The organism is Hymenobacter sp. YC55 (assembly GCF_029433095.1).
Taxonomy (GTDB): Bacteria; Bacteroidota; Bacteroidia; order Cytophagales; family Hymenobacteraceae; genus Hymenobacter.
In genome coordinates, this window is the sequence record NZ_JARNTX010000001.1 from 918316 (window position 1) to 932222 (window position 13907).

Annotated in this window: 12 protein-coding genes and 1 tRNA gene; 8 read left to right on the forward strand and 5 right to left on the reverse strand. The window is 53.9% G+C overall.

Features of this window, described 5'->3' with window-relative positions; translation table 11 throughout:
- The first annotated feature begins 1 nt into the window (after position 1).
- From P1X16_RS03955 to P1X16_RS03990, 8 genes are all read left to right on the forward strand, one after another.
- Complete coding sequence (locus P1X16_RS03955) at positions 2 to 1921, forward strand: SprB repeat-containing protein (protein WP_277226552.1); 1920 nt, start codon at positions 2 to 4, stop codon at positions 1919 to 1921.
- Positions 1922 to 1932: 11 nt separating this feature from the next.
- On the forward strand, positions 1933 to 3414 hold the full coding sequence (locus tag P1X16_RS03960; protein ID WP_277226553.1) for a hypothetical protein: 1482 nt from the start codon (positions 1933 to 1935) through the stop codon (positions 3412 to 3414).
- A 1-nt stretch (position 3415) separates the two neighbouring features.
- Positions 3416 to 3847: a hypothetical protein gene (locus P1X16_RS03965; RefSeq protein WP_277226554.1), complete on the forward strand. Its 432-nt coding sequence runs from the start codon at positions 3416 to 3418 to the stop codon at positions 3845 to 3847.
- Positions 3848 to 3857: 10 nt separating this feature from the next.
- Positions 3858 to 7349: a tape measure protein gene (locus tag P1X16_RS03970; RefSeq protein ID WP_277226556.1), complete on the forward strand. Its 3492-nt coding sequence runs from the start codon at positions 3858 to 3860 to the stop codon at positions 7347 to 7349.
- Between the two features lie 262 nt (positions 7350 to 7611).
- A complete protein-coding gene (locus tag P1X16_RS03975) occupies positions 7612 to 8844 on the forward strand; it encodes a Shedu anti-phage system protein SduA domain-containing protein (protein ID WP_277226558.1) in 1233 nt (410 codons plus the stop codon).
- Between the two features lie 19 nt (positions 8845 to 8863).
- The gene (locus P1X16_RS03980; protein WP_277226560.1) at positions 8864 to 9454 is read left to right on the forward strand and encodes a recombinase family protein; all 591 of its coding nucleotides are present in this window, start codon (positions 8864 to 8866) and stop codon (positions 9452 to 9454) included.
- A gap of 94 nt (positions 9455 to 9548) precedes the next feature.
- Positions 9549 to 9833 carry a hypothetical protein gene (locus tag P1X16_RS03985; RefSeq protein WP_277226561.1) on the forward strand — a complete coding sequence of 95 codons (285 nt, stop codon included), beginning with the start codon at positions 9549 to 9551 and terminating at the stop codon, positions 9831 to 9833.
- 117 nt (positions 9834 to 9950) lie between these two features.
- Complete coding sequence (locus tag P1X16_RS03990) at positions 9951 to 10289, forward strand: hypothetical protein (RefSeq protein WP_277226563.1); 339 nt, start codon at positions 9951 to 9953, stop codon at positions 10287 to 10289.
- Positions 10290 to 10325: 36 nt separating this feature from the next.
- On the opposite strand, the gene P1X16_RS03995 is transcribed toward P1X16_RS03990, so the two are convergent.
- From P1X16_RS03995 to P1X16_RS04015, 5 genes are all read right to left on the reverse strand, one after another.
- Positions 10326 to 11609, reverse strand: a complete 1284-nt coding sequence (locus P1X16_RS03995; RefSeq protein ID WP_277226565.1) for a tyrosine-type recombinase/integrase — start codon at positions 11607 to 11609, stop codon at positions 10326 to 10328.
- 122 nt (positions 11610 to 11731) lie between these two features.
- Positions 11732 to 11813 (reverse strand) — tRNA-Leu (locus tag P1X16_RS04000).
- Positions 11814 to 11831: 18 nt separating this feature from the next.
- Positions 11832 to 12368 (reverse strand): Fe-S protein assembly co-chaperone HscB, encoded by a 537-nt coding sequence (hscB, locus tag P1X16_RS04005; protein WP_277226567.1) that lies wholly within the window; start codon positions 12366 to 12368, stop codon positions 11832 to 11834.
- Between the two features lie 192 nt (positions 12369 to 12560).
- Entirely contained in the window at positions 12561 to 12854 is a 294-nt protein-coding gene (locus P1X16_RS04010) for an antibiotic biosynthesis monooxygenase family protein (RefSeq protein WP_277226569.1), read from the reverse strand.
- Between the two features lie 161 nt (positions 12855 to 13015).
- Positions 13016 to 13795 carry an SAM-dependent chlorinase/fluorinase gene (locus P1X16_RS04015; RefSeq protein WP_277226571.1) on the reverse strand — a complete coding sequence of 260 codons (780 nt, stop codon included), beginning with the start codon at positions 13793 to 13795 and terminating at the stop codon, positions 13016 to 13018.
- Between the last annotated feature and the right edge of the window lie 112 nt (positions 13796 to 13907).

Sequence of the window (13907 nt, forward strand, 5' to 3'; positions counted from 1 at the left end):
TATGCTCTATACCCTTCGAATTGTCTGGCAGTACGACCATACCAACCAGACCCCGGACGTTCCCCAGGCCGATGAGGACATTTACTATGGCCAGCGCTGGTCGTTTGACTCGAACACACGCACCATTGTGTTTGCCGACCATACCACGGACGGCAGCCTGTACGCCGGTGTGCAAGTCGCTTTCGGCGGTGTACCGCCCACCAACTACCAGCGGCCCGGCACCGAGGAATTCTACTGGTATGTTGATGGTGCCGACCGCTACGGCTACTACAACAACGAAACCAGTGACGTGGTGGCCGTTACGGTCGTTAAAACGACGCTGACTGCTACCTACACGAGTGCAGGCTTTAACTGTTTTGGCACGCGCAACGTGATGCTGACCGTCACGCCTGCTGGCATGGCCGGGCCGTTCACTTATCGCTGGAGTGATGGCGTCACCACCAAGGACCGTATGGGCCTGGGCGCGGCGTCTTACTCGCTGCTAATAACAGATACGCCCAGCGGCGCTCAGCGTACGCTCGATATCACGGTCGAGCAGAACGACCAGATTATCCTGGAGATAATCAAAACCGGTTCCGGGCTCACGGTCGTAGCCAGTGGCGGCACGCCCGGCTATACCTACCGCTGGGATGATGGCGCCACCACGGCCAGCCGTACGGGCCTCGATCCGGCAACCTACCGGTGCGTGGTGCGCGACAGCCGGGGCTGCACAGCTTCTATTTCTGGCACCATCGGCGCTAACCGGTTCTACTTCTCGCACGATCCGATTGTGCTCGCGCTCGATGCCGGCCAGGACTACCGCAACAACCCGACCACCAAGCCGAATTTGAGCTTCGTGTGCGAAGTGTTTGTTGAGCGCACCTACCTCAGCGGTGTATTCGAGCTGGCTGGCCAGGCTGAAGAGCAGCCTGCCGACCGTGACGGCCGCACCGTATTTGAGGTGCAGGAGCTGCTGGAGCCCTATGTAAGCCCGCAGCTGCCGACCCTGGACCCACGCTACCGCACCGATGTGGTGCGCAGTGGCGACAACTTCAAGCGCTTCTATCTGCGCTACCAGGAGCGCGTCGCGGGCGTCCTGGTGGGGACGCTCACCACCGAGCTGAGCTACGTGGTCTACGGCGGGCTCAGCTTCGAGGAAGCGGCCAGGGGTACCTGGTTTGATGGCTGGTTTTTCAATCGTCGCCCCTTTCTGACCTGGGAGCCGGTTCGCAAAAAAGTGCAGCGTGCCCAGCCGGAGTACCTATCCTATTTGGTACCCACGGATGCCATCACCAGTGTAAACCGCCGGGTGCGGGTCTACCTCAGTGACGGCTCGGTTTCGACGTTTCAAAACAGTGGCTATGGTCCTGCCAAGGCCAATGAGGTGTACCTGATTCCCGTAGGATTCACGGATTTGCGGCTTAGTCGCTACGAAACCGGTGCCCGGCGCGTGCAGCGTTGGGACGTGGCCGTGACCGATCAAAATGGAACGGAGGTGAGCGAGGTGCGCACTTACGTCCTGGATACCCGGTACCGGGCCACGACCCGCTATTTTATTTATGTCAATAGCCTGGGCGGCTTCAACACCGTGTCGGCCCATGGGCGGGCGGAGCTGCAGCTGGCCAGCAAAACGACCAGCTCGCCCTTGCCGCGCGTCGCCGGCTACGATGCCGTACGCGGCGACGTGGAAGTGGACCGCAGAACGGGCCTGCCGACGCTTAAAGTTTATACCGGTGCCCGCTCCGCTGAGCAGACGCTGGCCGATACCGACTTCCTGCTTTCTCCTCGGGTGCTGCTCTACGACTCGGACCGCTTCCGGGCGGGCACGGTGAAGGACCGCACCGCGACGGTGTTCGACGAGGACGCCACCCGGCGCGTGCTCCAGTTCGACTTCGAGATGCCCCGCGAGCGGCACTATACGCCCCGGCTCCTCAACTCCTAACCCCATACGTTATGATAGGCTTCCGAGTGGATGAGCAGTGGTTGGACTTCAATGCCACCCTGGGGCTGGAAATCCGCAGCCCATTATTTGAAACCAATGCGGTGCCGGGTACCAAGTCGTACCCGGCACCCTTTGCCGACACGCCCGCCAACCGCAGATTGTTGCGCTTCCCGGCTCGCCGGAGCCGTCAGGTCGGCCCGGTGCCCCCGGTGCCGGCCGATTGCTACCTGGGCGGCACGCTCTGGCGTCGTGGCCAGTTGCGCTATAAGGACTACGACAGCGCCAAAAACGAATATCAATACCAGTTCGAGGCGGATGCCGATGCCCTGGCCACGCAGATCGAGGGGGTGACCCTAGCTACGCTGGCCTTGCCGGAGCTGCTGGTGGTGCTGCAACCCGAAACAGCCGACTACGTGTTGTTTCCAGTTCGCAACAAAATCTTCTACGACAAGGAAAACGAAGCCAATTACTGCGGCATCGTCAACCACTACAACTTCGACCAGTTCACCACGAACATCGATGCGGTAATCCACACCAATACGCCCTTCCTGAAGGTGGTGCCGCTGCTGCGGCGCGTGTTGGGGCTGTTCGGTTACTCGGTCGTTGGCAGTTGGGTGGAGGATGAGGAAATCCAGCAACTCGTCTGCTATTCCACGCGCTGCCTGGATGCGCCCACTGGCATCGGCAACGTGGCCACCGTGGCCATGGCCACGCTACTGCCAGATGTGCGGGTAGCGGACTTGCTGATTGCCCTGCAGCAGACTTTCTGTCTGGGCTACCTCTTCAATCCGGTGCGAAAGGAACTCACCATCCGGCCCCTGCGCGAAGTGATTGCCGACCCGGTTTATCTGGATCGTCGTTCCCGGGCCGGCTGGCGCGACGTAGCCAGCGAGGTGGATGGCTTTGTGCTCGGCTTTACGGCCGATAGTGGCGACGAGCTGCTCAAGAACTTCAGCTGGCCGGAAGTGCGCCTCGGCAACGGCAAGGAAGTTATCAAGCCCGCAGCTGACACCCTGCGCATGGTGCGCGAAGACGATTTGTTCAACTCCAACCGGGCGTGGCTGGTGCCGGCCGCTGAACAAGCAGGGTGCTCGGATCGGGAGGAGCTGGACATGCAGGACAATCGTCTCGGTCAACTACGATTTCTCTTCTACCGGGGCCTCCAACCCGATAGCCAGGGCTACCGCTATCCACTCGGTAGCGCTGGGACCGTCAATTATGCCGGGGCCACGGTCGGCCAGTACGCGCTGAGTTGGGACGGCCCTCAAGGTTTGTATGAGCAGTGGCACAAGGGGTGGCTTGATTTCCAGGCTAATGCCCGGCAAGAGGAGCGGGTGGTACCGCTTACGCTGGCTGAGTTCAAGGCCCTGGACCCGGCCCGCAAGGATATGGTGGAGGGACTGAAGTTTTTGTGGGAGCGCATCAGCGTGCAGCTCGGCGGTGCTGACACTATTGGGGAAGCCCGCTTCACGTACCACCAGACCCTGCGCTAAGATGGCCACGCAGAAAATGACCGTGGAGCGGTGGTTGGAAATCACCCTCTCGAACCTGCGTGAGCAGGTTATCAAGCAAAAAGTTCGGGATACCGATGAACTGCTCGATTCCATCAAGGGTCACCTAGTCGCAGCCTCGGATGGGGACGTGGAAAAGCTCTCGATTGCTTACGCCCTTTACGGCAAGTTTGCTGATATGGGCGTCGGGCGGGGCATGGGGGCCGGGGTGCGCAAAAGCCAGAGTGCCTACGCCAAACTCCGCGACGAGAAAGGACAGCTCTACCGCTATTCTCGCAAAAAACGCCAGTGGTACAGCAAGGAAATGGGCCGGCAAACCCAGCGACTGGGGACACTGCTTAGTGACTTCTACGGCGAGACCATGATTGCTATGGCGCTCGATAGCGTGCCAGGAACTATAGAAATTAACTTATAAGTAAAGTCTGATGGCTGACGATAAGCAAAAACGGGAAGTAGAGATTGTTATTAAAGGTCAGCAGGCTAATGCGTCCCTAAAAGAAATGGGGGCCGCATCGGCCGTTATGAATGCCCAGCTGAGCAAGATGGGTACGGATGATCCGGGCCGGGCCAAGTTGCTGCAAGATTTTCAGGAGCTGAATGGCCGGATTGCCGAGACTCGCCAGCAAATGCGGCAGCTTATCCCAACCCAGCAACAGCAAGCCGCTGAACAGGAGAAGCTGCGCAAGGCTGCGGAGGAAGAACGGCTGGAAACCGAGCGTCTCCAGGCTGCGCAAGAGCAGCTGACTCGAGAGCGTGTAGAAGCCATAGCCCAAGGAAAACAGCAAACGGCCTCGCTCAAAGAAATGAAGACCGCTGCCTCCTTGCTGGAAGTGGAGCTAACTTCAATGAGCAAGGATGATCCAGGCCGGGCTGCACTGTTGCGCGACTTTACCGTGCTCCAGCAGCGCATAGCCGCTGCTCGGACCGAGATGAACACCTACGTCAAAACGGCCGAGGAATTAGCGGCTGAGGAGGCGGCATTGGCCGCCGCGACCGAGAAGCACAATCGAGAGCAGATTCAGGTGGTGGTTAACGGCAAGAAAGTCGCGGCCACTTACAACGAAATGGACGCGGCAGCCAAGCAGTTGGAGAAGCAGCTCAAAGATTTGTCGGCCGATGACCCAGGCCGCAAAAAGCTGCTGGCCGACTATCAGGCCCTGCAGCAACGCATCGAAGGCGTGCGCCTGGAGATGGGGCAAACGGCCGAAAAGAGCAGCTTTTTCACCAAGGCCTTAGCTTTTACTGGCATTGGTCTTGGGGTGGACGCCATCGTGGATGGCGTCATGAGTGTGGGGAAAGAAATCCTCGAAACCACGGCCAAGTACGAGAAGTACGAGGCCGTGCTCAAAAACGCATTGGGTAGCCAAGAAAAGGCAGCCAAGGCCATGAGCGATATCGAGACGATGGCCGCCAAAACACCCTTCTCGGTGGATGAACTGACGGACAGCTACATCAAGTTCGTCAACCGGGGCATTAACCCGTCAATGACCGAGATGGGCAAGATGGCCGATATTGCCGCCAGCCAGGGCAAATCCTTCGACCAACTCACCGAAGCGGTGCTCGATGCCGGCAGCGGCGAGTTCGAGCGCCTGAAGGAATTTGGTATCAAGGCCTCGAAAGCCGGGGACGAAGTGTCGTTGTCGTTTAAAGGCGTCAACCAAACCGTCAAGAACACGCCTGAAGCCATCAATGGGGCCATCATGGCGTTTGGTGCGATGCAGGGCGTAGCCGGCAGCACGGCCGCGATCAGTGCCACGCTGGAGGGACAGATGTCGAACCTAGGTGACCAGTCCGACCAATTGGAAAAGAAAATCGGCAACGGCCTCAAGCCGGTTTTCACGGCCATCATTTCCGTATTCGGGGTGCTGATGGGCTGGTTTACCCGTTTGCTCGACAACCTGGGACCGGTCGGTGACCTGTTCAACGCTATCGGCCAGGAGGTGAAAGGCCTGTATGAGGAAATACGGGATATTATAGAGGGGCTGGGGCTCTTCGACAGCAAAACCGATACGGTCAAGATTGCGGTCGAAGCGCTGACAGCTGTGTTGACGGTGCTGACTTTTGGGCTGCGCACCACGATTGGCATTGCGCGAGGCCTAGCCGATGGGTTCGTTTACTTATATAATAAGAGTGAAATCGTCCGGGGTGTGCTTGGTGGCTTGGCGGCTGTCGTTACGACCACCTTTAAAACCATCAAGGACGATGCGCTGAAATATCTGGGTGGGGTAGGGGACTTGATCGTCGGCGTCTTCACGCTCGATACCGAGAAAATCAAGGCCGGCCTAAAAGCGACTTTCGACGCCACCGAGGATGTGGTGTTCAAGTCCGGCATGCGCAATGCCAAAGCATTCGTCGATGGCTACCATGCCAACAAGGACAACAAGATTACCCGCACGGTTACGGTGGATACTAAGACTACCGGTGGAGCACCGGCCGCACCGGGTGAGGCGGCACCTGTCTCCGGGTCTAGTGGACCTTCCGCGGCTGAACTGGAGAAGCAGCGCAAAGAAGCCGAGAAACACCGCAAACAGGAGTTGGCCGAGCAGAAGAAGCACGACCAGGAGCGGCTAAACGCCACCAAGGACTGGGTGAAGGAGAATGGCGACTTGCTGAAAACCCGCAACGCGCTATCCGCCCAGCTCGATCAGACGGGCATGGACGACGAGCTGCAGCGCCGGGCCTCGCAGCGCCAGAAGTTGTTTGATGAGGCGCTCGAAAAAGCCAACAAGCTTACGGGCCAGGAAGTGGACTACACCGAGCAGCTCGCGGCCATCATGGAAGAGCGCGACCTGCGGCTGCGGGAGCTAGCTACCAAGTTTGCTGAGGAAGAACAGCAGCGGAAGCAAAAGGCGTTAGACGAGAAGATCGAGCAAAACCAGGCCGAGACCGATGAGAAGGTGGCGCAGCTGCAGGTGGATCTGGAAAACGGCGTGCTTACGCAGCAAGCCTATGACGATGCCGTCTGGGAAGCCAAGCGGGCAGGTATGGAGCGTGAGCTGGCGCTGGTCAAGGAGCGGAGTGGGGCCGAGTCGGCTGAGTATCGCAAGGCCCATGCGCAGCAGCTGAAGGATTTGGCGGAGCACATCAAGCAGACCAAAGGCCAGAAAGATGGCCTGGCCAAGTTCGAGGACTCGTTGCAGAAGGTGCGCAAGATCATGGACTCGGACGAGCTGGCCTTTATTATGGACAACATCGATAAGAAGTCCGGGGCTTATAAGGCGTACAAGGCCATTCGCAAGACGCTAGCCCTGGCCGACCTGGGCATCAACTTGGCCAAGGAACTATCGGCCATTGCCGAAGCTGCGGCCGAGAACCCACTCAACGGCGTAACCGCTGGCGCTGCAGGTGCCGTGCAGCTCGTGGTACAAAGCGGCCTAGCTGTAGGCCGGGCTACGATGGCCGGTATTCAGATTGCCAAGTACGCGCAAGGTGGTCCGACCAACCGGGTGCAGGAAATTGCCACGACCCGCGAGGCCCTGGCCATGCTCAGCGGCGCCAGTGGTGGGAGCCAGGCTCCGGGCGGAAGTTTCCAGGCAGGTGGCCCGGTAGATAAGGCGACCATCGGCCTGATCGGCGAGGCCGGCCCGGAGCTGGTGATTCCGAACTGGCTGTATGCGGACCCGAAACAGGCCGACCTGATGGGGTTCCTCGAAGCCAGCATTGCCAGCAAAGGCCGAGCATTTGCCGAAGGCGGGTCTACGGTTCCTGGCGCGACGATGGGCCGAGCCACGGCCGCTGGAGATGACTCGATCACCGGCCTGCTTGGCCAGATGGTACAGGTGATGGGCAAGCTCAATGATCGGCTGGAAGGAGTCGAGGAGTGGCAGAGCAACCTAACGGTGCACAACAATCTGCAGGAGGTTGAGCGGGGACTGAGGGTAGTACAGCAGACGCGGGAGGGAGGCGGGATTCGGTAGCGAAATCGGTGTCCAAAAAAGGGTGTAAAAAAAGGCCTCGAAAAACACGGTTTTCGGGGCCTTTTGCGTGGGTGCTGAAACCGTCCAATAACCGAACGCTTTTTGGACAAGTTCAACTTTATGGCGACATTTCAATTCCGAAGCGGAAAGGTCTTTCACGCTATTAAGCCTTAGTGTGTACAGAGCGAACGCTAAAGCGAGTAAAGGATACTGGGAGTGCTTCACTCCGCTGGACATATCATGCCACTTAAAATTTGTTTGTATGAAGTTTACTGAATTCAAAAAATATGCTCACGAATTGTGGACTGGTTATTTAAATACAATATATAAACAACAGAAAGCAGGGATATTAATCACTGATGCTGCTAATTCTGAAGTCCCCAACTCTCAAGCGAGTAGCAGTAGCGATAAAGTTATTTTGTACCCTAACATGTTATTGGTGACAGATATGGGTAGCCATTTTGTGGCAGAGCTTATTGGTGCAGTAGATTCTTTCAATGGGCTAATTGAAAAGGAACATAAAGAGAGGAGTATAACTCGTTATTTCGGTCAGTTTGGTAACGTAGCTTCAAATCCAGGGTTTAAAATCAATAGACCAGATTTTGTAATGCATCATTTATGCTTAGCTCGTCCAAGTGATCTATCGGAACTTTCTAACCGGTACCCTCAATTGTCGTTAACTGTATTAGGACAATCAATAATTTATTTTAGTGAAGAAGGAAGCAGTCTTATCGAATTTAGTGACGAATCTAATTGTTGTATGATTTGGAATTGTGTTATAGTTAACAAGTACGAAAATTTATTTAGGTGTAAAAATGTACTTGCTGCGCTTATTGTTAAAAAATCAGCTGGTAAGCCCAAAATGCTGGACATATTTGAAAAAGCTACTAATATGGTCGTTGATAATGAACGATTAGTAGCTGGAGTTAGTGTTGTGAAAAGAGATGAAGCAAGCTTAATAGTTGCTGGCCAATTTCAGAATATGTATATGTCGCCTGGGATAAGGGAAACAACAATAGGCGAATTCTTGCATCAGCATCCAGATATCATTAAGAAAGTGTTTAAAACAGATGCATTTCTTTATGAGGCAAGTTTTGATTGGATTGAATATCGTAACACGCCTAAGGGTTCACAAATAAGGCCTGACTTAATGATTAAGCGTGCTGATGGGCATTATGATATTTATGATTTGAAAACTGCATTGTTAACAAAGAGCCGTGTAACGAAAGGGAAAAGTAATAGGAGAAGGTTTATTGATGGTGTTATGGAAGGCGTTGGACAATTGGCTAATTACAGAGAGTATTTTTCTCTTCCACAAAACTTGGCATTTGCTAATAGTAGATATGGTATAACAGTTAGTAATCCCAAATGTGTGTTAATTGTTGGTAATTACGATAATTCACTTGTTGAAGAAATAAGTGAAGCTAGTCGTATGTTCGATGGAATTGAAATAATTGATTATGATACTTTCTGTAAGCTCTTCGTAGCGAGTTAAATCATATAAACCTGAAATAGTGCAACACAAAGCTGCTATCTACGCCCGCGTAAGCACCCGCGACAAAGGACAGGACAATGAAAACCAGCTGCATGAATTGCGTGCTTTTGCGGCTCGGAAGGGATTCACAGTTTATAAAGAGTACACTGACCACGACTCAGGAGGTAAGGCGGACCGTGCTCAATTCAAGCAGCTCTTTCTAGATGCCCACCAGGGCCGCTTTGATGTGGTGATCTTCTGGGCACTCGACCGCTTCAGCCGTGAAGGAGTAGGCGAAACGCTCAATCACTTGCAGAAGCTTTCCGCTTCCGGCGTACAATTCCTATCCTTTACCGAGCAGTACTTAGATAGCACTGGCATTTTTAAAGATGCCATCATCGGTATCCTAGCTGCTATTGCCAAGCAGGAAAAGGTGCGGCTAGGAGAGCGGACTAAGGCTGGCCTTGTCCGAGCACGCGCCAAAGGCAAGGTTATCGGCCGACCTACTGTCGATGCTGAAAAGGTGGCACAAGTCAAGCGACTGAAGGCAACGGGTATTTCTGACCGAGCCATTGCCACGGCACTGGGTATGTCACCGAGTACAGTAGCTAAATATCTAACTGTAGGTTGAAGCCGTGCTTTAGCTGTTTTTCTGTCCTTCGCACTGGCTTTTAAAGTGGTGAGGTTTGGGTCCTTCTTCTAGCCCAAACCTCACTTTTTTATTTATGAAGCGCGTCATCCTTTCTACTCTTGCTGCTGCTGGCCTTTTGATTGCCGGCGCTAGTGCCAACCAGCCACAAGCCTCAACCGCTGCAGTTGATGCCAAGCAAACGGCTCAGCCTACGGACACCACGTCTAAAATTCCCGCGAAAGGTGTTGGCCAAGTGGCCAAGCAAGATCTGCAGATTCGGAAAACTGCTTTTACTCCTTTCGCACCGGTGCGCCACTACGCCAAGCCAAGCCCACGGCGCGTGAAGTATGGCAAAAGCCGCTGGATTTTGATGTCGTAAAGGATAGCTTTTATAAGCGACTGACTAACAAAAAGGCCCCGCTACTAATGGTAGCGGGGCCTTTTTATGTAACTGAACATTATACTCTATATTAACCCTGTACCAAGATGTTATTGTATGGCAGTGTTATTGACCTTAAAAGGAATAAACCCTAAAGACTTCATTGTATTGTTCATTGATAGGATTAACCATATTCCAAACTGGGTAATGGAAATTGGTCCTAAATTCCGCTTCGTAGACAGTAAAGGTTCACCCAGTGATGCATTTATGAGCAACGAGGCGAATAGTGGCAATGAACCACTGAGGTTTAGCTGGTTGCATAGTGATCCAGGGAAAGCAGATGAAGCTAATGCGTCATATGACTCCTTCAACAAGGGGTTCGAGGCCATGATGAGGAAGGAATTTAGCGAGTATATCGAGTCCAGTGAGATTCGGGACTTCCGCCTATTAGGATAACAAAGCCCCGCTACGATTGGTAGCGGGGCTTTTCGTTTAGGCGACTACTGCCATCTGCACTTCGTTCTGAGCATCGAGCATCCGAATGGCTTCTCGTTTCATGTCGTCATCCACGTGCACGTATTTCATCGTCGTTTCTATCTTCTCGTGGTCCATCAGTTTCTGAAGTACTTCGACCTTACCACCTCGGCGAATGAACTCGGTGGCGTAGGTTTCGCGGCCAACGTGGTGATGTAGGTGCGTTTCGATATCCAGCTCCTTGGCAATGTCTTTTAGCGTCCGGTTAGAATATTGATCGGTGTAAGGCCAAAACCCGACCAGCCCTTCTTCCCGCCGCGAATCCTCCAAATACCCTAGTGCTTCCTTAGTTAAGGGCAACATCATGGCTTTTAACTTCTCGTCGTAGGTTTTCTGAATCTGGAAGGTTAGCTCTTGGCCATTGAGTTTGGCCTGGTGTAGGTTCTTGAGGTCACCGAGTCGGAGGCTGGAGCAGCAGCTAAAGAGGAAGCGCTGCAGGATGCGCCGACGAGCTGAGCCTACTGGCAGCTGCGTGTAGTACACCTTCAACTTCATCAGCTCCGCTGACTTGAGCGGCTTCCAGGTGCCTTCCACACTCTTGTTCTCGAAGTCCACATACGGGTCTTCGAAGCGAATCCGCTCTTTCTTGGCCAGGGCCAAGTAGGTTTTCACATCCTTATGCCGCGTCCAGCGGGTGTTGATGCCCTTGATATGCTTGCACATGAAAGCGTGCAGGTCATCTACCAGCTTCGGGCTGATGCTGTAAAACGGAATACTTGGCCGAAATTTCTTCAGGCAATTGAGCGTGCTGGTGTGATTCTTTCTCGTCACTTCCCCAATGCCTTCCCGATGGCCCTTCCCTTTGCGGTACCGCTCGGAAATCTTGGCCTCCATATAAGAAATGAAGTCTTTCTTGCTGGCCTCGGTATTGTAGTCGAGCAGAAAGGCCTCGCTCGTCACTGGCTGATCATTGAGTCGGAAATTTACGAACACGTCGTTAGCCTTACTGCGGGCCTTGCCGATAATCATGTTGTGGTCCTTGGCTTTGGCCTCCAGCTTCTCAATAGTGCCTCCGGCCCAGGCCACCGCCGTGCTCAGCACCTGGTCATAGCCTGGCTTCCGGTCTTTTTTCGCCTGCCCAGTAAGGCAGAGTCCCTTTTGCTCATCAAATAATTCGGGCCACCACGATATACCGAGTCCTAATGGGTGCGGCTTGCGGCGAATGACCACTAGGAGGAGGATTTGGCAGGTACCATCGGTACGAGCAGGGCGCCGGAGCTTGATAGAGGCTGAATAATTCATCTGAATTTTTCTTTGCTAAGCGTTTGCTAAGCACCCATATGCCAAAAGCCGTAAAAGCGGCCCCTCCGATTGATCGGAAAGGCCGCTTTTACGGCTATTGTGGCAGTTTTAGTGCCTACGGGTACCCAGAGCCGGAGTCGAACCGGCACACCTTGCGGTATTGGTGTTTGAGACCAACGCGTCTACCGGTTCCGCCATCTGGGCTTCACTCACTCCTTCGTTTCAGGAGCGGGCTGCAAACTTAGTTAGACTTTCGCGAATGCGCAACAGGTAACGCTTTTTCAAATAGTAAGTCTGTACTTGGCGTAGCGCCTGGGGCCGAGCATCAGTAGGCAAACCGGGGTACCCTGCTAGCACAGGCTCGATACCTGCATCGAGGGTCTGAGTCAAGGCGTTAACTTCGTCTTCCACCCGTTTGGCAGCCTCCGGATCGGGCTCAAATTCGAGCTCCATTATCTGCTCATTTAGCTCCATTACTTCCATTAAAAAATCTGATGGCAACTCCTGTTTTCCTTCTTCTAACAGTCCATGGCGCCCTAAAATGTAGGCCATTCGCAAGTCGGGGTCGGAGAGGGTGCGGTAGGCATTGGTGTTGAGAGTAGCCAGATTCAGGATTTCCTGTTGCCGCTCCGCACTCGCAGTAGCGTGAAAGTCGGGGTGATATTCGCGGCTCAAAGCGTAATACTGACGCTTCAGCGCAGCCTCGTCCGGCTGAAATGTCTCCGGCAAGTCGTAGAATTCAAAATAATTGGTGTCCATAGCTACCAATACAGCCTTTGCCGATTAAGGTTGGCGCTTTTGCTTTCATTAACTATTCAACCAGGCACAACTGTCTGTTGCAATGGTCTTTCTATGAATAGAACGGTTTGCTAAGCGCGAAGAGAGAACTTAGCCACTACCTACACCAGCAAGTTCTTGATAAATACCCAAAGCCGCGCCTGTTGCGCTCTATTATGCTGGCTGAACCTGATATGCAGAGAAAGCCTGGGCTGGAGCTGAAAATAATGCCTTCGTAGCAGGCCACACTTTCCCAAAGAGCTTTGAACGACGATAGTTGTTCAAAGCTTCCTCGGTTTCCCAATGGCTATGGGTGCAGTAGATGTGAGCATGCTCTGCATCCTGCCACAACTCCAAAAACTGGCAGCCTGGCATTTGCCGAATCTGGTTTTCAGAGGCGCGAAAAATTTCTAGAAACTGCGGGACTAACTCAGGCGCGAAAGTCATGCGCACAATTCTTATTAGCATCGAGAAGTAGTTTAAAGTAGCTTGCCACTAGGCATTGCGAAGCCTATTTTACGCGGAATTTCTACTTAACATAATATAAAAACAAAATAAAATAACGCGTTTAAAGGCCGTAAACAAGGTTTCTGCTTGTTATGAGGTATAGATTTTCAGGTTGGTTAGTGCTATTGTCCGTCGGCTGGGAAGCGCAAGTCCACTTGCGAATCGAAGTGCAGGCCGAGCAGCTCGGAGGCGTTGCCTTGGTTGATGCCGATGCACAGCTGATCCTGACTGTTGAAAATGCACACGGCTTCGCCTGGGTCGGAGGCTTGGAAATGCGCCGCAATTTCGCGCACCGTTTCGCGGGCAAAATGAATCGTGAACGGACGAGTCCGGCCGATGACCTCTACCGCCTGGCGTGTGATGTCAGTAATGAGGTTGCCGTAGTGGTCGACGTGCACAACGTGGCCCGTAATGCGGTTGTCTTGTAGGCGCACTTGGCGATTGAGCAATTGGTAGAGCTGCGTTGTGGCGGGGCCAAGGTCGGAGAGCAAACCGCCATTGGCTAGGTGTACCGCCGCTGGCGCGAGCAGGTCGCGGGTGGGGGAGGAGGTTATGCCGGCAGCTGCTCCTAGGCTAACAAGCTCCTCGGGCTGTCCGTCACAAAGCAGGGCTAGCAGGCCATTGTCGGCGGCTACAAAATAGTGTCCTTGATAAACGGCGGCGTGCCAGGCAGCCCGAGGGCCGCCTAAATCGTTGACGCCGATCAGGTGCACCGTGCCAGCCGGGAAGTCACGAAATACTGCATTTAGAACGTGAACGGCGTGCGCGATGTTAAAGGGTTCGACAGCGTGCGAAATGTCGAGTACGGGCGTTGTCGGGGCCAATTGTAGAATCCGCGCCTTTACGGCCGCCACGTAATGGTCGCGGTAGCCGAAGTCAGACAGAAACGTAATCAATCCCATTGCCGGAAATTCTGAGTTCTTCGTACTATTGTTTTAATGCCTTGTAAGGGCGGCAAAAGTAGGCTATTTGCCGGAACCGATGTTGTTCAAGCGCTATCATTTCACTCAACTC